The following is a 19,432-nucleotide window of genomic DNA, read 5'->3' as shown; positions in this document are numbered from 1 at the left end:
TTATGAGTTGGCTTCATAAATTTTTTGATTTGTTTTTAGGCGAAAGCGAAGAGGATGCTGAACGGGAGACAAAACCCGCTCAAATTCCGCAGCAACAAGAAGTACCTCATCCTGAAGGACAATTAAAAAGATTGGAAGATCCTAAAATATATTATGAATATCCAAAAGGCAAATTCCGTTTTCCAGTCGTGCCTGACGGATACAAAAATCATGACCTGAGAAGGCGCCGCACACCATCGGACGAACCGAAATCCGCGCCTCGTCCAAGTGCTGCACCTTACAGAGAGCGTCCCAGAAATGAAGAAGAGCAGCATACATATCAAGCAGCAGAGCCGGCGAAGAAACCGTTTAAACCGACAAATATCCCTTCGCCTGTCTATGGATTTAATCAAAAACCATCCGTTAAAAAGGATGTGCCGAAAAAGCCTTCTGAAACATTGAACGAACTGGATAAATCGGTAAAAGAGAAGGTAACACTGCTGTCAGAAGAGATCGAACGTGAACGCGGCTATCCTGCTTCAGACACACAGGCGCATTCCAAAAAAGAAAGTCCTTTCTTCCTGGATACCCAATTTGAAAAACAGCCTTCTGGCGTTTTAAACAGAAAGGATACGGAGCATGATGAGGCGCTGGCGAAACGGCCAGCCGAGCCGTCAGGTAACAAAGTGCCATTTGAGTCAGGCGTTCAACAGCCGGAAAAAGAGGAGCCTTCCTTCCCAGCTGAACATGCCGAAGAGCAAACACCGCCTGAGATGCTCACAGATACGGCGGCTGAAGGGCTTTCAGACAGTGAAGTAGGCCGCGAAGAGCCTGCAACGGCTAAGGAAGAACAAAGGGAGCAGCAGTCAGAGAAATTTGAAGAGCCTGTTTTCTCCGCTGAACTTGATGAAGAGCAAACAGCTCCTGAATCTCAGACAGCGGCAGTATCTGAGGATGAAAAAGCAAAAGAGCCGTCAGACAGCCCAGTATACAATCATCATGAAAACGCGGCAGAAGGTGCTGAGTCCCCGTTCGTTCAAGAAGAACAAATGGACATTCGTCAGGAAGAGCCTTTATTGACTGATCATGAGTATTCATCAGAGGCTCTGGCTCAAGCAGAAACTGTGGCAAAAGAATCAGAAGAGCCATCAGAAAGCATAATAAATAATCATTATGACATCCTGGGAGAGGCTCAGGAAACGAAGATAGATGTTCAGCCAGACAGCCATACAGAGCTTGAGAAAACTGAACACATGGAGAAGGGTTCCAAATCGTCTACTGCACCTCTTGAAAATCGGCAGGGAATTCGCGCAGACAAACCTCGCGAAGCTTCAGAAGAGCCGAAAAAAAGGCCTGGTGTACAGGAGAAAAGGACTGAACAAAGCGCATCTTCTCAAAAAGGGCCATCCGTTCCTTTTAATGTGATGATGCTGAAAAGAGATACGCATAAACAGCAAAAAGCAGAGGAGCGCCGCGGCAGCTATGTATTTCCGAATGTTGCACTGCTTGATGTCCCGCCAGCGCAGGTTCAAGATGATACTGCGTGGATCGAAGAACAGCGTCAGCTTCTTGATTTAACCTTGAAAAACTTCAATGTCCGCGCCAATGTGGTCCATGTAACCCAGGGTCCGTCTGTCACGAGATTTGAAGTGCATCCTGAACCGGGTGTAAAGGTGAATAAAATCACCAACTTGTCCGATGATATTAAACTCAGTCTCTCAGCGAGAGATATTCGGATTGAAGCGCCGATTCCGGGGAAAAACACGATCGGAATTGAAGTGCCGAACCGCACGAGCAAGGTGGTTGATTTGCGCCAAATGATTCGCAGCTCAGCTTTCAGGACAAGCAAGTCACCGCTCACAGCTGCGCTGGGATTAGATATTTCAGGAAATCCTGTTGTTATCGACTTGAAGAAAATGCCGCATGGCTTGATTGCCGGCGCTACAGGCTCCGGAAAAAGCGTATGCATCAATACAATATTAGTCAGCCTGCTTTATAAAGCTGACCCGAGTGAGGTAAAGGTGCTGCTGATTGATCCGAAAATGGTAGAGCTGGCCCCTTACAATAAAATTCCTCACCTCGTCAGCCCGGTCATTACTGATGCTAAAGCGGCTACAGCTGCTTTGAAATGGGTCGTTGAGGAAATGGAGCGCCGCTATGAGCTTTTTGCCCATTCAGGTGTCCGCGACATTGACCGCTTTAATCAATTAACCGCTGAACACCAAATGGGTGAAAAGCTGCCATATTTAGTTGTCATTATTGATGAGCTTGCAGATTTGATGATGGTGGCTCCAAACGATGTGGAAGAAAGCATTGCGCGGATCGCCCAAAAAGCCAGAGCGTGCGGTATCCATCTTCTCGTCGCAACTCAGCGTCCGTCAGTCGATGTCATTACAGGTCTGATAAAGGCGAATATCCCAACGAGAATCGCCTTTTCTGTTTCAAGCCAGGTTGATTCCCGAACAATTATCGACATAGCCGGTGCAGAAAAGCTTCTCGGAAAAGGGGATATGCTCTTTTTGGAAAACGGCTCGGGAAAACCGGTTCGTCTGCAAGGTAACTTTGTGTCAGACCGGGAAATCAACCGCGTCGTTTCCCACGTCAGAAGCCAAATGCCGCCGACCTATTTATTTGAACAAGAAGAGCTCGTAAGACAAGGATCAGCCCTGAAAGAAGAGGACGAACTGTTTTACGAAGCGTGTGAGTTTGTTGTAGAGCAAAACAGTGCGAGCACTTCAAGCCTGCAAAGAAGATTCAGAATCGGTTACAATCGTGCGGCAAGGCTGATCGACATGATGGAAGCGGAAGGCATGATCTCTGAGGCAAAAGGAAGCAAGCCTCGGGAGGTGCTGATCACAGCAAGTGATTTAATAAACGAATAATATGGGTTCATTTTCACACCAAACATGGTATGATAGTGTTTAGAGCATTTAACAGCTATGCCGCTTTACAGCAGCTGTGCATAGACAAATCTTGATATCTGGGTTTAATCGGAAAGAAATAACCTGATACTAAACATAACAAAACATATAAAATACGCCGCTAAGGGAGGCTTTTCAGCCGCCGCGGTCGCAAATTGAAATGAGCGTCATATACTGGGGAACAGATAGACGTTTGTTGGAGGTACAATTATGACTGTTTATCATTTTGTTGGAATAAAAGGGACCGGTATGAGTCCGCTTGCCCAAATACTTCATGATAATGGATATACTGTCCAAGGATCGGATATCGAAAAATTTATTTTTACGCAAACAGCGCTTGAAAAAAGAAATATTACGATTCTTCCTTTTAGCGCGGAAAATATTAAACCCGGCATGACAGTCATCGCCGGAAACGCATTCCCAGACACGCATCCTGAAATAGAAAAAGCGATGTCTGAGGGAATTCCGGTGATACGTTATCATAAGTTTTTAGGCGACTACATGAAAAAATTCACGAGTGTTGCCGTTACGGGCGCACACGGCAAAACGTCGACTACGGGTCTGCTGGCTCACGTGATCCAAAACGCAAAACCGACGTCTTTCTTAATCGGAGACGGAACAGGCCAGGGAAATGAAAACAGCGAATACTTTGTGTTTGAAGCGTGCGAATACCGCCGCCATTTCTTAAGCTATCAGCCGGATTACGCGATTATGACGAATATTGATTTTGATCACCCTGATTACTTCTCAAGCATTGACGATGTATTTGACGCTTTCCAAGAGATGGCTCTTCAAGTCAACAAAGGCATTATTGCCTGCGGAGACGATGAGCATCTGCCGAAAATCCATGCAAACGTCCCGGTTGTGTATTACGGCACGGGGGAAGAAAATGATTTTCAAGCCAGAAACATCGTAAAAAGCACGGAAGGGACAACTTTTGATGTCTTTGTCCGCAATACGTTCTATGATACGTTTTATATTCCTGCGTACGGCCACCACAATGTATTAAACTCATTGGCGGTCATTGCGTTATGCCATTATGAAGAAATTGATTCCAGCATCATTAAGCATGCTCTCAAATCCTTTGGGGGCGTCAAACGCAGATTCAATGAGAAGCAGCTTGGGGATCAAGTGCTGATCGATGACTATGCTCATCATCCGACAGAAATAAAAGTGACAATCGAGGCGGCAAGACAGAAATATCCTGATCGGGAAATTGTCGCGGTATTCCAGCCTCATACATTTACACGGACGCAGCAGTTCCTTGACGAATTTGCAGAAAGCCTGAGCGGCGCCGACTGTGTGTATTTATGCGATATTTTCGGCTCAGCCCGTGAGAATGCCGGAAAGCTGACGATCGGCGATCTCCAGGGAAAAATTCATAATGCCAAGCTGATTGAAGAAGATGACACATCTGTTTTAAAAGCTCATGATAAAGCCGTTCTCATCTTCATGGGAGCAGGAGATATCCAAAAATATATGAGAGCCTACGAAAACGTCATGGCATAATAAAAAGCAGTGATCTCACTGCTTTTTATTTATCTGATGGAAAGCTTATTAAAGGATTTTCTTACATAACGGAGAATAGTATGTATACAGCCCAGTACACATGTTTATGATTGAAGAAAACGGGTAAACAGCAGTATATCCTGCAGCAAGGAGGTTTGAGATGATTATTATTCTTTATTTGAGCGTTGCACTCATCGCAGTTGCATTTCTCGTATTAGTGATCTACTTGTCTAAAACACTGAAGTCATTGCAGCTGACACTAAAAAACGTCGCATCCACTCTTGAAGGGCTGGAGGGACAAATGAAGGGCATCACAACTGAAACAGCCGAGCTTTTACATAAGACCAACCGCCTGGCTGAAGATATTCAGGAAAAATCAGAAAAGCTGAACACGGTCGTTCATGCTGTTCAAGGAGTGGGAGCTTCTGTACAGCAGTTCAATACATCCATGAAACAAGCGGCAGGGTCTGTATCGGCATCAGTTAGAGAAAATCAAGATAAGATCAATCAAGTTGTCACTTGGAGTCAAGCAGCAATGGAAATTTGGGAGAAATGGAAGCAAAAGAAAAAATCAGCCCTGTAAGAGAAAAAAATACTAAGAGGAGGAATAATGATGAGCAAAGATGGAATTAATAGTAAAGATTTTTTAATCGGAACTTTAATCGGGGGAATCATCGGTGCCACTACAGCTCTTTTTCTAGCACCTAAATCAGGCAAAGAACTTCGCGACGATCTCGGCAGCCAGGCTGTTGCCTTACGGGACAAAACTGATAAAATGACGGCAGATGCGAAGGAAAAAGGCACGCAATATGTCAGCATCGCAAAAGACAAAACTTCCAACATCACACAGCTTGTAGCCGATCAGTCTGGACAGATCATGAACAAGGTAAAGGATTTGAGAGACCGTTCCAAATCTGACAAAACGGATTCATCGACTGCAATGCAAGATATGAGGGAAGAAGCGATGCAGGCGGCTGATGAAACAAAAGATCAAGTCCTCCAGACGAAAGAAGATGTAAAAGACGAACTGAAAGATGCACAAAAACAGGCTGAGCAGTTGAATCGCTGAGCAGGGAAGGAAGAGCTTGAGTCATGGCTAAACAGCTTATTCAATCTGAGGAAGAATTTAAACGGATTGCAGAACAGGAAGGCGTTTTCGTCTTCTTTAAACACAGCACCACATGCCCAATCAGCCAGGCAGCATTTCATGAGTTTGATGCCTTTGCAAATCAGCATGAGGATGTGCCGGCTTACTATCTTCAAGTACAAGAAGCCCGGCCGCTGTCCAATTTCATTGCAGAAACATATGGGGTCAAGCATGAAAGCCCTCAGGTATTCATCATCCAGAACGGTGAAGTGAAATGGCATACCTCACATTCACAAATTACAGAAGCCGCTATTGAGCAGCATTTGTCATAGAAAAAAGCGTCCAGATATCATCTGGCGCTTTTTTTTGTAAAAAACCCTTGAACATTGCCCTCACATCATGTAGGATAGCTTCATAGATTACTTTATCACTTAAAAGCGTTTGGGTAATAAAGTAGAGTTTTTATAAAATTTTTTGTATTTCAGTATTTCCATTTGGAATTACTTATAGTAAGATGCATGATAACTACAAAATAAAAAATGAATGTGCAGGGAAAGGATGAAAAAAATGAGCAACACAGAGTTAGAGCTTTTAAGGCAGAAAGCAGACGAATTAAACCTACAAATTTTAAAACTAATCAACGAACGCGGAAATGTTGTAAAAGAGATCGGTAAAGCGAAGGAAGCACAGGGCGTCAACCGATTTGACCCTGTCAGAGAACGCACAATGTTAAACAATATCATTGAAAACAATGACGGGCCGTTCGAAAATTCAACCATCCAGCACATTTTTAAAGAGATATTCAAAGCCGGTTTAGAGCTTCAGGAAGAAGATCACAGCAAAGCGCTGCTTGTCTCCCGCAAGAAAAAACCTGAAGATACAATTGTTGATATCAAAGGCGAAAAAATCGGAGACGGCCAGCAAAGATTCATTGTCGGCCCATGTGCAGTAGAGAGCTATGAGCAGGTAGCTGAAGTCGCTGCAGCTGCGAAAAAACAAGGGATTAAAATTTTGCGCGGTGGAGCCTTTAAGCCTCGTACGAGCCCATACGATTTCCAAGGGCTTGGTGTTGAAGGCCTTCAAATTTTAAAACGTGTAGCGGATGAATTTGATCTGGCGGTTATCAGTGAAATCGTAACTCCGGCTCATATCGAAGAAGCGCTGGACTACATTGATGTCATTCAAATCGGAGCGCGCAACATGCAAAACTTCGAATTGCTGAAAGCGGCCGGCGCAGTGAAAAAGCCAGTGCTTCTGAAGCGCGGTCTTGCTGCAACGATCTCTGAATTTATCAATGCTGCTGAATACATCATGTCACAAGGAAATGACCAAATTATCCTTTGTGAGCGCGGAATCAGAACATATGAAACAGCAACGAGAAACACGCTGGATATTTCAGCTGTGCCGATTTTGAAACAAGAAACGCATTTGCCAGTCTTTGTTGATGTTACGCATTCAACAGGCCGCCGTGACCTCTTGCTTCCGACAGCTAAAGCCGCTTTAGCGATCGGTGCTGATGGCGTAATGGCTGAGGTTCACCCTGATCCGTCAGTCGCACTTTCTGACTCTGCTCAGCAAATGGCGATTCCTGAATTCGAAAAATGGCTGAATGAACTGAAGCCAATGGTGAAAGTCAACGCTTAATTGAACAATCCAAAAGGCCGCGCCTGCGGCCTTTTTTTATGCTTTCTCGTTTATTTAGTTATAAAAACCAAGTATACGTTTTCATCATCTATAAAAACGTGTATAATTTCATGAGAAGTAATTAAATTTGATGAATAATGAAAAATAATGTACACTACTGACTTACGCTTACAAATCATAAACGACATAAATTCGGACATTATGACATTTCTCTACATAAAGTGTTTATGCTATAGATAAGGATAAGTGTATCCAGTAAAAGGAGTGGTTTTAGGATGAGCAATATTACGATCTACGATGTAGCGAGAGAAGCTAATGTAAGCATGGCAACCGTTTCCCGTGTCGTGAACGGCAACCCGAATGTAAAACCGACAACGAGGAAAAAAGTCTTGGAAGCCATTGAACGTCTCGGTTACCGTCCAAACGCGGTGGCAAGAGGACTGGCAAGTAAAAAAACAACAACTGTAGGTGTCATCATTCCCGATATCTCAAGCATTTTCTATTCAGAGCTTGCACGCGGAATTGAAGATATCGCGACAATGTATAAATACAATATTATTTTGAGCAACTCTGACCAAAACATGGAGAAAGAGCTGCACTTGTTAAACACAATGCTCGGCAAACAAGTGGACGGCATCGTGTTTATGGGCGGAAACATTACGGACGAGCATGTGGCGGAATTTAAGCGTTCTCCAGTGCCGATTGTACTTGCCGCTTCTGTAGAAGAGCAGGAGGAAACACCGTCAGTCGCTATCGATTACGAACAGGCGATTTATGATGCCGTGAAGCTTTTGGTTGATAAAGGACATACAGACATCGCGTTCGTTTCCGGACCAATGGCAGAACCGATCAACCGTTCGAAAAAACTCCAAGGCTACAAACGTGCGCTTGAAGAAGCGAACCTTCCGTTTAATGAACAATTTGTAGCTGAAGGGGATTACACATATGATTCCGGACTCGAAGCACTGCAGCATCTGATGAGCCTGGATAAAAAACCGACAGCCATTCTTTCTGCAACTGATGAAATGGCACTCGGCATTATCCATGCCGCTCAGGATCAGGGCTTATCCATTCCGGAGGATCTCGACATTATCGGCTTTGATAATACAAGATTAAGCCTCATGGTTCGTCCTCAGCTTTCAACAGTTGTTCAGCCGACATATGATATCGGCGCCGTTGCGATGAGACTGCTGACGAAGCTCATGAATAAAGAGCCGGTTGAAGAGCATATCGTCGAACTGCCGCACCGTATAGAGCTTAGAAAGTCAACCAAGTCATAAGAAAAACAAAGAGCAAGCTTCACCTTTATGGTGAATTCTTGCTTTTTTCATGGGGAGAAATGATGAAACGTTTTGATTATCTTACACCTGTTGGATTTGTGTTAGGAACGATTATTATTGTTATCGGGATTATTTCAGGATCGGGAGTAAGCGGTTTCCGCTCTTTTCTTGATCTGACCTCTTTCTTCATCGTAACAGGGGGACTTTGCGCCGCTGTTTTTATCAGTTTTCCGCCAAGAGAGCTGAAAAAAGCGCCCTCTGTGTTAAAGCAGGCATTCATCCGCCAGGAAGACAATGTGAAAGATCTTGTGAAAACCTTTGTTTCCCTTTCCGATCACGCGCGAAAACACGGGCTTTTATCATTGGATGATCAGGCTCGGGAAATCAAAGATCCATTCTTGAAAAAAGGGCTGCTTTTAGCGATTGACGGCTGGGATGAAGAAACGATTCGGCTCGTCATGGATTCAGAAATCGCAGCAATGGAGGAACGGCACCGAAAAGGGCGGCGAGTTTTTGAAAAAGCGGGAGAATTCGCTCCGGCATGGGGAATGATCGGAACACTCGTCGGGCTTGTGCTGATGCTCAAAAACTTAAACGACCCGCATATGCTCGGACCAAACATGGCCATTGCGCTTCTGACGACTTTATATGGTTCATTACTGGCAAATATGGTCTTCAACCCGATCGCGGCTAAGCTTGAAGAGAAAACAGAAAGTGAAATTTTCATCAAGCAGGTAATGGTGGAAGGGATTATCGGTGTTCAATCCGGAAAAAACCCGCGCAACCTTGAAAGCCAGCTGGTCGTTTTCAGCTCACGGGAAGAATGGCAGAAGCAGCCAAAACAAGTAAAAACAAAAAAGGGATCTGTACATGAAGCTTAGAAGAGAACGTTTTGAAAGAAGGAATGGAAGCGGAAAAAACAGTCAATCTTCATCCAGCTGGATGGTAACCTTTACAGATTTGATCACCTTGATCCTTGTGTTCTTTATTTTACTCTTTTCGATGTCCCAAATCGATCTGCAAAAATTTAAAGCGGCAGTGGACTCGATCCAGAAGGAAGGCAACGGGCTTCAGCCGGACCAAACATCCATAGAAAAAAAGAATACATCCCCATCTGATACGAAGAAGCAAGAGGATCAGCAGGATCAGCTTCTCAAGAAAGTAAATACATATATAAAAGACAATCATTTGAAGGCCCAAATGACAGCCAAACGGGATGAACGCGGTGTCGTGCTCGTTCTTCAGGAGGCTGTGCTGTTTGATACAGGTGAGGCAAAGGTGCTGAAAAATGCCGAAACACTTCTTCACCAAATTGCCGTTCTTCTTCAAACAATTCCAAATGACATTCAGGTGGAGGGGCATACAGACAGCCGAAACATTTCGACATACCGATACCCGTCGAACTGGGAGCTATCAGCAGCACGGGCAAGTGGAGTGATTCAATACTTCACGTCTAAAGAGAAGCTTCCCTCCAAGCGCTTTATTGCTGTCGGTTATGCGGATACAAAGCCGGTGAAGGATAACAAGACAAATGAACACATGAAGGAAAATCGGCGTGTGGAAATAGTGATAAAAAAATCAAAAACGACCTCTTCGTAAAGGTCGTTTTTTACTTTGTTCTTTGCTGTTCAGAACGTATCGCATATAATGCTTTGCTGACAGTTTGGGCATTTTTTTCTGTGATTTCAGGCTTGCGGGGAATCGGAGGATATAAATCAGCCGGATCGCTCCAGCTCGACGGAAGGGCCACGGGGCATTGTTTTTGCCATTTAGCAATCCATTCCGGCGGGATCTCGTGTCCCGGGTCAATTCCCTTCATTTCAAGCCATATTCTGGCCCAGGCGCGAGGCACGACACGCCAAATATCATATCCTCCGCCTCCGACTGCAATCCATTTCCCTCCGCAATATTGATGAGCCAAAGTGTGTGCAAGACGGGGGATTTCTTCGTATATATTGATTGTTGCTGATAAATGCGTCAGCGGGTCGTAGTAATGGGCATCGGCGCCGTTTTGGCTGATAATGACATCAGGCTCGAAATACGCGGCGACTTCTGAAGCTGCTGTCCGGTAAGCCTCAAGAAAAGAATCATCCTCTGTAAAAGCGTCAAGCGGGATATTAAAGGAATAGCCATATCCTTTTCCGCTGCCTTTTTCTTGGATCTGACCGGTTCCAGGGAATAAATACCTTCCTGTTTCATGAATGGACAGCGTGCATACGTCAGGATTATCGTAAAATGTAAATTGCACACCGTCCCCGTGGTGGGCGTCCGTATCAATATAAAGCACTCTGGCGCTATATTTTTTCTGGATATATTGAATCGCCACAGCGCTGTCGTTGTATATGCAGAACCCTGATGCTCTCCCGCGAAAGCCATGATGAAGCCCTCCGCCAAGGTTTGCCGCATGCAGGGCTTGTCCTGACATGACCCAGTCTGCGGCCGTTAAAGTGCCGCCGACCAAGAGTGATGCCGCTTCGTGCATGCCGGCAAAGACGGGTGTGTCTTCAGTGCCGAGCCCGTAGCTTTCTCCTTCTTCAGCGGGAAGCTTTCCGGCGCCCGCAAGCTTTACGGCCTGAATATAATCGTCCGTGTGGACAAGGGAAAGCTCCTCTTCTGAAGCGAGTCTGGGGGTGACAATGTCTCCATCATCAAAGGCATTGATCGTCTTAAGCAAATCATATGTTAACAGAACCCGCTGCTGATTAAAGGGATGCTCCTGATGAAACATATAGGTTTGGTAGGATGGAGAATAAATAAATACACTGTCTCTCATAGCAGGTCCCTTTGCTCTGACGGCCATACGACGTGGTGTCCATTTCTTTGTAATGCCTGCAAAAACGGCAGCGGATTCATCGTTTTTACACGGAAGACAAGGACTTTTACACCGGGATCGTCATGCGGATAAACAAGCACGCTTAATATTTTCACTTGAAGGTCTTGGCAAAGACTGCTGATCTCAGCGAGGCTTTTGGTGATGTCGTTTACTTTTATCTCAATTTGCGATCCCGGCTGGTCAGCGCCTGTCAATTTGACAAACGTCCGCAGCAAATCGGTTTTTGTTAAAATGCCTATTAATTTTTGATGGTGCACCACTGGAAGGCAGCCGATGCCATGCTCGTAGAACACGGCTGATATTTCTTCGACAAAATCTAACGGGTGGGCGCAGACAACATCCTTTTTCATAATTGAATCTACGCTTCGTGTGAGAAATAGGCTTCGTTTGTTTTCTTCAAAAATACTCGGGCTGGCCTGTTTCATGTCTCTGTCTGTAATCATGCCGATCACGTGTCGTTCTTCATCTACAACAGGCAGATGTCTGATATGGAATTCCTTCAGTTTGCATATGGCTGTTTCAAGCGTATCTGTCTTCGTTAATGTAATGACATCTCTTTTCATGATTTGCTCAACAATCATTATTTTTTCCCCTTTGCCAGTGTCAGTTAATACATATAACGATGATAAAAACGGAGCCTGTCAAATTGCTCAATTGATTCTTGGCTGACGTTTTTTCCAATGCGGGCCATCAGACAGTTTGCAGGGTGGGAGCTGATCTCCGGCTCATCCGTTGCAAACCAGACCAATCCGCCTGCATTCATCATCTTTTCCATGATCTTTCTGTATTCCCACACATCTTTGTTCATCCCTTTTAAATCCCAATGCCAGTAATATTCTGTCGTCATCACAATGTAGTTTTCCATTTGTTCATCCATCATGCTGACGGTCAGGAGCGTCTTTCCGACAGCGCATCCCCGATAGTCCGGCGCTACTTCGATGGCTCCGAGCTCAATCAAATCCTCCATATTTCCTTCAGACCATCTTTCGAGCGGGTCAGGATATAAATACGTGACATAGCCGACAATGGTTCGGCCGTCTCTGGCAATAATAATGCGCCCTTCGGGAAGGCCTGCAATGTCGACTAGCGCTTCATGCTGCTCGCGAGGCGGGCGAAATGCGGTTAAATCTTTATGAAACTCATAACCTGCCAAATCCTCTGGAGAGACAGGCCCTTCTATCAGTATAGAGCCGGTTGCTGTTTTGATGTTTGCTGAATGGTATGTTTTATGATGTTCCACTAATTCACCGTCCCATCAATTCTTATAAAAATACATGCCTTCTTTAAGAATACCAAATTATAAAGCGTTTTCAAAATGGTTTATATTTTAAAAATTGAGAAGAATATGAATATATACTATAATAATTGTGACAACTTCAGCAAAGGGGGATGTTTGGGCATGAATTTGAAAGCGTTACCAGCAATAGAGGGGGATCATAACTTAAAAAACTATGAAGAAACGTACCGGCATTTTGATTGGGCCGAGGCGGAGAAACATTTCTCTTGGCATGAGACAGGGAAACTGAATGCGGCGTATGAAGCGATTGACCGCCATGCCGAATCGTTTCGAAAAAACAAAGTAGCGCTTTATTATAAAGACGCAAAAAGGGATGAAAAATACACGTTTAAAGAAATGAAGGAAGAATCAAACAGAGCCGGGAATGTGCTGAGACGGTATGGAAATGTGGAAAAAGGGGACCGCGTTTTTATTTTTATGCCGAGATCACCCGAGCTTTATTTTATTATGCTTGGCGCAATCAAAATTGGCGCCATCGCCGGGCCGCTGTTCGAAGCATTTATGGAGGGAGCGGTGAAAGACCGGCTTGAAAACAGTGAGGCAAAGGTTGTTGTCACAACACCTGAGCTGCTGGAGAGAATACCGGTAGACAAACTGCCTCACTTGCAGCATGTCTTCGTAGTCGGGGGAGAGGCTGAGAGCGGCACGAATATCATCAATTATGATGAAGCAGCGAAACAGGAAAGCACAAGACTGGATATCGAATGGATGGATAAAAAAGACGGCTTTCTGCTTCACTATACATCAGGTTCCACTGGTACGCCAAAGGGCGTGCTGCATGTCCATGAAGCGATGATTCAGCAATATCAAACAGGAAAGTGGGTCCTTGATTTAAAGGAAGAAGACATTTATTGGTGCACGGCTGATCCAGGCTGGGTGACAGGTACGGTATACGGCATTTTTGCACCGTGGCTGAACGGAGCGACAAATGTCATCGTCGGCGGACGTTTCAGCCCGGAAAGCTGGTATGGAACGATTGAACAGCTTGGCGTCAATGTCTGGTACAGCGCGCCGACAGCTTTTCGGATGCTGATGGGAGCGGGAGATGAAATGGCTGCGAAATATGATCTAACTTCACTCCGGCATGTGCTCAGTGTCGGTGAGCCGCTAAATCCGGAAGTCATCAGATGGGGACATAAAGTTTTTAACAAACGAATCCATGATACCTGGTGGATGACCGAAACGGGCAGTCAGCTCATCTGCAACTATCCTTGCATGGATATTAAACCGGGTTCAATGGGTAAGCCGATTCCAGGAGTGGAGGTAGCGATCGTTGACAATCAAGGCAACGAGCTTCCCCCGTACCGAATGGGCAATCTCGCCATCAAAAAGGGCTGGCCTTCCATGATGCATACCATTTGGAATAACCCTGAAAAGTATGAATCGTATTTCATGCCGGGCGGCTGGTATGTGTCTGGGGATTCTGCTTACATGGATGAAGAGGGATACTTTTGGTTCCAAGGCAGAGTTGATGACGTCATCATGACCTCCGGTGAGCGCGTCGGCCCATTTGAAGTGGAAAGCAAGCTTGTCGAACATCCGGCTATTGCAGAAGCAGGCGTAATCGGAAAGCCTGACCCGGTGCGTGGAGAAATCATTAAAGCCTTTATTGCACTCAGGGAAGGATTTGAGCCGTCTGATAAACTGAAAGAAGAGATCCGCCTATTTGTAAAGCAGGGTCTTGCAGCCCATGCGGCTCCGCGTGAGATCGAATTTAAAGATAAACTTCCGAAAACCCGAAGCGGAAAGATCATGAGGCGCGTGCTGAAGGCATGGGAGCTTAATCTGCCGGCTGGAGATCTGTCAACAATGGAGGATTAAAAGGCGGCGTTGACACAGGATTTTATTTATGTTAAAAATGATATAGCTTCATATGAAAAGGTAAAGATTGAGACAAGTAGAATATCCTTACGTTCCAGAGAGCTGATGGCCGGTGAAAATCAGCACAGACGGATATATCGAATACACTCATGAACCGCTTTTGCAAACAAAGCCGCCCAGGCTTTCAGTAGTGAAAGAACGGACCTGATCCGTTATCAGGCAAAGTGATAAGACGAATGTTTGCATTCTCTTATTAGTAGGGTGGTACCGCGATAATCAATCGTCCCTTCGTGTAAACGAAGGGGCGTTTTTTATTTTAATCAAAAAAGGAGCTTTATCTTATGACAAACTTACTTGAAGACTTATCCTTCCGCGGATTGATTCAGCAAATGACAGATGAAGAAGGGTTAAATAAACAGCTGAATGAAGAAAAAATACGCTTGTACTCAGGCTTTGACCCGACAGCAGACAGCTTGCATATCGGACACCTGCTGCCTATTTTAACACTTCGACGTTTTCAGCTTGCAGGGCATCATCCGATTGCGCTTGTGGGCGGCGCGACGGGCCTCATCGGTGATCCAAGCGGAAAAAAAGCAGAGCGTACATTAAACACCGCTGACATCGTATCCGAATGGTCCCAAAAAATCAAAAACCAGCTGTCCAGATTTCTAGATTTTGAAGCAGCAGAAAACCCAGCTGTCATCGCGAACAACTTTGACTGGATCGGCAAAATGAATGTGATCGATTTCCTTCGTGACGTTGGTAAAAATTTCGGCATCAATTACATGCTGGCAAAAGATACGGTCAGCTCAAGAATTGAATCCGGCATCTCGTACACGGAATTCAGCTACATGATTCTTCAATCTTATGATTTCTTAAATCTTTACAGAGACAAAAACTGTAAACTGCAAATCGGCGGAAGCGATCAGTGGGGCAATATCACAGCGGGTCTTGAACTGATTAGAAAATCAGAAGAAGAAGGAGCAAAAGCGTTCGGCCTAACGATTCCGCTTGTCACAAAAGCAGACGGCACGAAGTTCGGAAAAACGGAAGGCGGCGCGATCTGGCTTGATAAAGAAAAAACATCGCCATATGAATTCTATCAATTCTGGATCAACACAGACGACCGTGACGTTGTCAAATACTTGAAATACTTTACGTTCCTTTCAAAAGAGGAAATTGAAGCATACGCTGAAAAAACAGAAACGGCGCCAGAAAAACGTGAAGCACAAAAACGCCTGGCAGAAGAAGTGACATCACTTGTTCACGGACGCGAGGCGCTAGAGCAAGCCATCAACATCTCCCAAGCGCTGTTCAGCGGCAATATTAAAGAGCTTTCCGCTCAAGACGTAAAAGTAGGCTTTAAAGATGTTCCTTCTATGGAAGTTGACAGCACCCAAGAGCTTTCACTTGTAGATGTGTTGGTGCAATCTAAATTATCTCCTTCTAAACGCCAAGCGCGTGAAGACATCCAAAACGGAGCTGTTTACATTAACGGCGAACGCCAGACGGAAATAAATTATACCCTATCAGCAGAAGACCGTATTGAAAATCAATTTACTGTTCTGCGCCGCGGAAAGAAAAAATATTTCCTTGTGACGTATAAATAAGAAAAAGATCCTTTGCCACTGAAGGCAAAGGATCTTTTTGTTTACCGCATAGGAATGAAAGGAAAAGAGTATATTAGATAGGGCAAACACGACCAATCACCACCTTTTAAATGAAAGGAGCGCTAAAGTGTGAATCTCATGTGTACGATTGCAAAAGAACGGCTGCAGCGGGATTATTGGGATCAGCAGGCGCAAGATAGTGTTGGCCAGCAAGAGGCGAATGACGAAACAGACGATAAAAAAACCCCGACCGCATAGCGGCAGGGGTTTTTAAAACGATTAACGAGAGTAGAACTCAATAACGTTATAAACCCTAGTATTAATAGGTTTTAAAGGGCTTTTTTTAAAAACCTCCCCCAAAACCTCCCCCAATTTAAAAATTGAGTGCCTGGTCGAAAGCTAGTACAGATTGTTCCTCCAAGTCTTTGAAAGAATGTCCGTATATATCTAAAATCATTTGCGGAGTATTTCCAAGCCGATCCGCTATGACTTTTACAGGCGTTCGTTTACTAATTAATATTGTCGCGTGAGAATGTCTTAATCCATGCGGAGTTATCTTTTTTAAACCAGTTTCCTTTGAGAGACGTCGCATAGAATACATGATTGTATTATCAGTTACAGGTAGCCCGCTTTGAAAAGAGATGAAAATAAAATCCTCATCTGATAAATATAACCCGTAAGTGAACTTTATCTCTTTACACCATTTGCGGTATAATTTTAGCTGTTCAATCAGTTCCTCAGCAATTAAAATAGTGCGGTAGCTACGTTTAGTTTTTGGGGAACGAACTCCTTTATTATCTCTGGTCCTGTTAACGGTGAGAGTCTTATTATCAAAATCTAAATCCTCCCACTTTAAGCCTAATGCTTCACCTTTTCTCATGCCGGTATATGACAGCAAGAAAATGAGTGTATAATTAGTTATATTTTCATATTGCTTTGCAGCAGATAGAAACTGTTTCAATTCCGCGGCTGTGTAAAAGTTATCACTAACCTCATCACTTTCGATTGTTATTTTATTAAACCGATTCCGCGTTAAAATCTCATCATCTACTGCTGCATTTATTGCTACTTTAAAGAGCCGATGGAACAACAGGACCGTGCTAGGCTTGTATCTTTTTAACAGCTCATTAATGTAAACTCTTTTGTAAGTGCTCTTATCTAAATCAGCAAGTTTATATCTGCCTAACAAGGGTTTCATTTGATATTTAATTGCGTTCTGTCTTTGTAGCTGCGTTGTGATTTTCCACTGGTTTTTATAGGAATCAAACCAAGTATCAAGCCATTCAGCAACAGTTAAATTTGAGTTTTCAACTTTTTTTGTTTCACCTGATATGATCCCTGTCTTAACTTCTAATAAAGCTCTGTATGCTTCATTTTCCGTTTTAAAACCTTGCCGCGACTTTTCCTTACGCTTATTGTTTTTGTCATAATACCGGTGTCTATAACACCAACGTTTTTCTTTCTTTGCATTAAAGTAGTAAAATAATTCGTTATCTTTTTTTGACTTATATAATTTCATATTCTCGCCCTTCTTTTTGCGTGGACAGACGCTCATTTTGGGGCTGTTGAATAAAGATCATCACCTCCTTAAAATTCTTCAAACATTTCTATAACGCCAAGAGGTTGAAAACAGATTGTTAATCCGTCCACCTTTTTATATAACCCGTATTCTTCTTCATATCTCTTCAAGGCCTCTTCTAAAAAAGTCTCAGTTACATTTAAAAACTCGGCCAATTCATAACGGCTTTTTATTCCCGCTTTTTGAGCTTCAATAATTTTAGTCAGAGGGACTAATTTTTTATATGCCCAATTTCTGGCCCGCTTTTCTTGTTTGCGGTTTTCCAACTTACTCTGATCCAAAATATCTCCATAAGAGGTGAAATGATGTCCTAATTCTTCGGCAAGAGTGCAACCTTTTTCAATTCTCGATTGTTTTCTGTTAATCCAAACAATGCCGCTATTATAAAGGCCCTTTAATCTAGATGGCATAAATCGTTCAATAACTTCTATTTTGTGGCGGGAAGCCTCTAACAATAGATGATCATAAAGCAATACAAATACACCTCTTATTTGTTCTTTCTTTTTAAGCGTACGAATTCTTTAAATCGTTCTATTTCTTCTAGTTCTTCTTCCGTCCAGTCTTCACCATCATGGTGAGCTGCTATCGTGTAATTTTCTTTATGCTCGTTCACCAAGGTATCTTGTGGCCTGAAATTATATTCTGAATTGCTAATCTGAGGATTATATTTTTCTTTTATTTCAGACCAACTAACTGCTCCAAAAACATGTGCGATCTTATCAAGTAGTTCAGGATTAGCCGAGGACTCACGTTCGCATTTTGAAATTGTTCTTTGACTTACCTCAACTAATTCAGCTAGTTGACCTTGCGTCATGTTTCTTTTGTGTCTTTCCTTCTTAATGATTTGACCATCTAAATAATAGGGTCTTTTAAATTCTTCAGAAATATCTCTCCCGAGTAGATAATCAGTTGTCACCTCAAAAGCATCAGCTATTTGCATTAATATATCCCCCGGGGGCATAATTCTCCCGGCTTCATAATTCGCAATGCTAGACCTATTTAGGTTGAGTTTTTCAGCTAAATCAACTTGGGATAATTTATGCTTCTGCCTTAGTTCTCGTAATCGAGTACCTAGTGTTTGTCTATTAAACATAATTCAAAGTCCGCCTTTCTAACAAAAAAATATTATTTCTCTTGACGTTCTCTAAAATAACGTTTACTATAAGAACATAAAGTTATCTAAAATAACGAAAAGGAGTTTTGATTCATGTCTGTAGTAATTGAGAGACGTGAACAATTTCGTGAGCTTCGCAGGCAGATGAAATTGTCTCAACGTAAAGTTTCAATTGATTTAGGTATTAGTGAGAGCCATTTCCGCAATATAGAAAGTGGCCGTGGTAATCCTGATGCGGTTTTGCTATTCAAGCTTTCTAATTATTTTAAAACAAAACCGGAGGTGTTATTCCCGGATCTTGCTAGATCAGAATAATTGAAAAAAACACTGTTCTAATACCATAACCACATTATAAAGTGTTATTTTAACAAACGCAATAGAAAATAACGTTTTTATAATAAAATTGGTTAAAATTGTGCTTTTAGAAAAAGGGAAGGGGGTTAATATGTGCAAATAGCAGATGTAACAGTAAATGTTAACCAATCTGAGATAAGAAGCTATATCAATCAACAATTAGATCAGGCCATAACGGAGTCACTTTTCGTTTGGGATATTGAAACAATGTCTAAAAGAACGTGTATGAGTAAGTCGTTCTTAGAAAATGAATTCTTGCGTGACCCGAGAATGAAACTACTTGAGCGCCGAAAGGAAAAAGGCAAACGTTTTTGGTTCTACGAGGAATCTAAACAAGTTATGAAAGAAATTATGGATGAATGGTAAAAAAAAGCGTGGACAGACGCACACAATACATTGCAGTT

Annotated in this window: 20 protein-coding genes and 1 other annotated feature; of the genes, 14 read left to right on the top strand and 6 right to left on the bottom strand. The window is 43.3% G+C overall.

The features are described 5' to 3' along the window. Window positions 1–2: 2 nt before the first annotated feature. The 9 genes from sftA (at window position 3) to motS (ending at window position 10,019) form a co-directional block, all read left to right on the top strand. Window positions 3–2,861 carry a DNA translocase SftA gene (gene sftA / locus NSQ83_RS15670; protein ID WP_198878564.1) on the top strand — a complete coding sequence of 953 codons (2,859 nt, stop codon included), beginning with the start codon at window positions 3–5 and terminating at the stop codon, window positions 2,859–2,861. 249 nt (window positions 2,862–3,110) lie between these two features. Continuing rightward, window positions 3,111–4,409: a UDP-N-acetylmuramate--L-alanine ligase gene (gene murC, locus NSQ83_RS15665; protein WP_003229274.1), complete on the top strand. Its 1,299-nt coding sequence runs from the start codon at window positions 3,111–3,113 to the stop codon at window positions 4,407–4,409. A gap of 160 nt (window positions 4,410–4,569) precedes the next feature. Beyond that, window positions 4,570–4,992 (top strand): DUF948 domain-containing protein, encoded by a 423-nt coding sequence (locus NSQ83_RS15660; protein ID WP_003229276.1) that lies wholly within the window; start codon window positions 4,570–4,572, stop codon window positions 4,990–4,992. A 30-nt stretch (window positions 4,993–5,022) separates the two neighbouring features. Beyond that, window positions 5,023–5,478: a YtxH domain-containing protein gene (locus tag NSQ83_RS15655; protein ID WP_004398549.1), complete on the top strand. Its 456-nt coding sequence runs from the start codon at window positions 5,023–5,025 to the stop codon at window positions 5,476–5,478. Between the two features lie 23 nt (window positions 5,479–5,501). Further along, window positions 5,502–5,828, top strand: a complete 327-nt coding sequence (ytxJ, locus tag NSQ83_RS15650; protein ID WP_015714529.1) for a bacillithiol system redox-active protein YtxJ — start codon at window positions 5,502–5,504, stop codon at window positions 5,826–5,828. Window positions 5,829–6,063: 235 nt separating this feature from the next. Continuing rightward, window positions 6,064–7,140, top strand: a complete 1,077-nt coding sequence (locus tag NSQ83_RS15645) for a bifunctional 3-deoxy-7-phosphoheptulonate synthase/chorismate mutase (protein ID WP_003223454.1) — start codon at window positions 6,064–6,066, stop codon at window positions 7,138–7,140. A 275-nt stretch (window positions 7,141–7,415) separates the two neighbouring features. Continuing rightward, complete coding sequence (gene ccpA, locus NSQ83_RS15640) at window positions 7,416–8,420, top strand: catabolite control protein A (protein ID WP_003229285.1); 1,005 nt, start codon at window positions 7,416–7,418, stop codon at window positions 8,418–8,420. Between the two features lie 62 nt (window positions 8,421–8,482). Next, on the top strand, window positions 8,483–9,301 hold the full coding sequence (motP, locus tag NSQ83_RS15635; RefSeq protein WP_014477672.1) for a flagellar motor protein MotP: 819 nt from the start codon (window positions 8,483–8,485) through the stop codon (window positions 9,299–9,301). After that, window positions 9,291–10,019 (top strand): flagellar motor protein MotS, encoded by a 729-nt coding sequence (gene motS, locus NSQ83_RS15630; protein ID WP_003229290.1) that lies wholly within the window; start codon window positions 9,291–9,293, stop codon window positions 10,017–10,019. The genes motP and motS overlap by 11 nt, the downstream gene beginning before the upstream one ends. 10 nt (window positions 10,020–10,029) lie before the next feature. On the opposite strand, the gene NSQ83_RS15625 is transcribed toward motS, so the two are convergent. From NSQ83_RS15625 to acuA, 3 genes are read right to left on the bottom strand one after another with little or no spacing between them, the layout of a single operon-like run. Continuing rightward, on the bottom strand, window positions 10,030–11,193 hold the full coding sequence (locus NSQ83_RS15625) for an acetoin utilization protein AcuC (RefSeq protein WP_015251447.1): 1,164 nt from the start codon (window positions 11,191–11,193) through the stop codon (window positions 10,030–10,032). After that, window positions 11,190–11,834 (bottom strand): acetoin utilization AcuB family protein, encoded by a 645-nt coding sequence (locus tag NSQ83_RS15620; RefSeq protein WP_003229294.1) that lies wholly within the window; start codon window positions 11,832–11,834, stop codon window positions 11,190–11,192. Before NSQ83_RS15620 ends, NSQ83_RS15625 begins: the two co-directional genes overlap by 4 nt. 26 nt (window positions 11,835–11,860) lie before the next feature. Further along, on the bottom strand, window positions 11,861–12,493 hold the full coding sequence (acuA, locus tag NSQ83_RS15615) for an acetoin utilization protein acetyltransferase AcuA (RefSeq protein WP_029726417.1): 633 nt from the start codon (window positions 12,491–12,493) through the stop codon (window positions 11,861–11,863). A 159-nt stretch (window positions 12,494–12,652) separates the two neighbouring features. Between acuA and acsA the strand changes: the two genes are divergently transcribed. From acsA to NSQ83_RS15600, 3 genes are all read left to right on the top strand, one after another. Then, the gene (acsA, locus tag NSQ83_RS15610) at window positions 12,653–14,371 is read left to right on the top strand and encodes an acetate--CoA ligase (RefSeq protein ID WP_195727746.1); all 1,719 of its coding nucleotides are present in this window, start codon (window positions 12,653–12,655) and stop codon (window positions 14,369–14,371) included. A gap of 54 nt (window positions 14,372–14,425) precedes the next feature. After that, window positions 14,426–14,662, top strand: a binding site (T-box leader). Between the two features lie 50 nt (window positions 14,663–14,712). After that, on the top strand, window positions 14,713–15,981 hold the full coding sequence (gene tyrS, locus NSQ83_RS15605; RefSeq protein WP_014480566.1) for a tyrosine--tRNA ligase: 1,269 nt from the start codon (window positions 14,713–14,715) through the stop codon (window positions 15,979–15,981). 129 nt (window positions 15,982–16,110) lie between these two features. Next, entirely contained in the window at window positions 16,111–16,239 is a 129-nt protein-coding gene (locus NSQ83_RS15600; protein ID WP_256682934.1) for a hypothetical protein, read from the top strand. 115 nt (window positions 16,240–16,354) lie between these two features. Here NSQ83_RS15600 and NSQ83_RS15595 read toward each other — a convergent pair whose 3' ends face one another. The 3 genes from NSQ83_RS15595 to NSQ83_RS15585 form a co-directional block, all read right to left on the bottom strand. After that, the gene (locus tag NSQ83_RS15595; protein ID WP_213383109.1) at window positions 16,355–17,500 is read right to left on the bottom strand and encodes a tyrosine-type recombinase/integrase; all 1,146 of its coding nucleotides are present in this window, start codon (window positions 17,498–17,500) and stop codon (window positions 16,355–16,357) included. A 68-nt stretch (window positions 17,501–17,568) separates the two neighbouring features. Next, entirely contained in the window at window positions 17,569–18,033 is a 465-nt protein-coding gene (locus tag NSQ83_RS15590; protein ID WP_213383107.1) for an ImmA/IrrE family metallo-endopeptidase, read from the bottom strand. Between the two features lie 14 nt (window positions 18,034–18,047). Continuing rightward, window positions 18,048–18,653 carry a helix-turn-helix transcriptional regulator gene (locus tag NSQ83_RS15585; RefSeq protein ID WP_339238650.1) on the bottom strand — a complete coding sequence of 202 codons (606 nt, stop codon included), beginning with the start codon at window positions 18,651–18,653 and terminating at the stop codon, window positions 18,048–18,050. Window positions 18,654–18,767: 114 nt separating this feature from the next. Between NSQ83_RS15585 and NSQ83_RS15580 the strand changes: the two genes are divergently transcribed. Together NSQ83_RS15580 and NSQ83_RS15575 are read left to right on the top strand one after the other, a co-directional pair. After that, window positions 18,768–18,989, top strand: coding sequence for a helix-turn-helix transcriptional regulator (locus NSQ83_RS15580; protein WP_213383103.1), 222 nt, complete (start codon window positions 18,768–18,770; stop codon window positions 18,987–18,989). A 132-nt stretch (window positions 18,990–19,121) separates the two neighbouring features. Continuing rightward, the gene (locus NSQ83_RS15575; RefSeq protein WP_213383102.1) at window positions 19,122–19,394 is read left to right on the top strand and encodes a hypothetical protein; all 273 of its coding nucleotides are present in this window, start codon (window positions 19,122–19,124) and stop codon (window positions 19,392–19,394) included. Window positions 19,395–19,432: the final 38 nt, after the last annotated feature.

It is taken from the genome of Bacillus sp. PS217, assembly GCF_037963535.1.
GTDB lineage: Bacteria > Bacillota > Bacilli > Bacillales > Bacillaceae > Bacillus > Bacillus subtilis.
Note: the sequence above shows the minus strand (reverse complement) of the source record. Positions and strands in the feature narration are given on the sequence as shown.

What these genes read in the sequence shown, in the direction of transcription:
- sftA (WP_198878564.1), top strand. Translation starts at nt 3, where the DNA reads ATGAGTTGGCTTCATAAATTTTTTGATTTGTTTTTAGGCGAAAGCGAA.
- murC (WP_003229274.1), top strand. Translation starts at nt 3,111, where the DNA reads ATGACTGTTTATCATTTTGTTGGAATAAAAGGGACCGGTATGAGTCCG.
- NSQ83_RS15660 (WP_003229276.1), top strand. Translation starts at nt 4,570, where the DNA reads ATGATTATTATTCTTTATTTGAGCGTTGCACTCATCGCAGTTGCATTT.
- NSQ83_RS15655 (WP_004398549.1), top strand. Translation starts at nt 5,023, where the DNA reads ATGAGCAAAGATGGAATTAATAGTAAAGATTTTTTAATCGGAACTTTA.
- ytxJ (WP_015714529.1), top strand. Translation starts at nt 5,502, where the DNA reads ATGGCTAAACAGCTTATTCAATCTGAGGAAGAATTTAAACGGATTGCA.
- NSQ83_RS15645 (WP_003223454.1), top strand. Translation starts at nt 6,064, where the DNA reads ATGAGCAACACAGAGTTAGAGCTTTTAAGGCAGAAAGCAGACGAATTA.
- ccpA (WP_003229285.1), top strand. Translation starts at nt 7,416, where the DNA reads ATGAGCAATATTACGATCTACGATGTAGCGAGAGAAGCTAATGTAAGC.
- motP (WP_014477672.1), top strand. Translation starts at nt 8,483, where the DNA reads ATGAAACGTTTTGATTATCTTACACCTGTTGGATTTGTGTTAGGAACG.
- motS (WP_003229290.1), top strand. Translation starts at nt 9,291, where the DNA reads ATGAAGCTTAGAAGAGAACGTTTTGAAAGAAGGAATGGAAGCGGAAAA.
- NSQ83_RS15625 (WP_015251447.1), bottom strand. Translation starts at nt 11,193, where the DNA reads ATGAGAGACAGTGTATTTATTTATTCTCCATCCTACCAAACCTATATG.
- NSQ83_RS15620 (WP_003229294.1), bottom strand. Translation starts at nt 11,834, where the DNA reads ATGATTGTTGAGCAAATCATGAAAAGAGATGTCATTACATTAACGAAG.
- acsA (WP_195727746.1), top strand. Translation starts at nt 12,653, where the DNA reads ATGAATTTGAAAGCGTTACCAGCAATAGAGGGGGATCATAACTTAAAA.
- tyrS (WP_014480566.1), top strand. Translation starts at nt 14,713, where the DNA reads ATGACAAACTTACTTGAAGACTTATCCTTCCGCGGATTGATTCAGCAA.
- NSQ83_RS15595 (WP_213383109.1), bottom strand. Translation starts at nt 17,500, where the DNA reads ATGAAATTATATAAGTCAAAAAAAGATAACGAATTATTTTACTACTTT.
- NSQ83_RS15585 (WP_339238650.1), bottom strand. Translation starts at nt 18,653, where the DNA reads ATGTTTAATAGACAAACACTAGGTACTCGATTACGAGAACTAAGGCAG.
- NSQ83_RS15580 (WP_213383103.1), top strand. Translation starts at nt 18,768, where the DNA reads ATGTCTGTAGTAATTGAGAGACGTGAACAATTTCGTGAGCTTCGCAGG.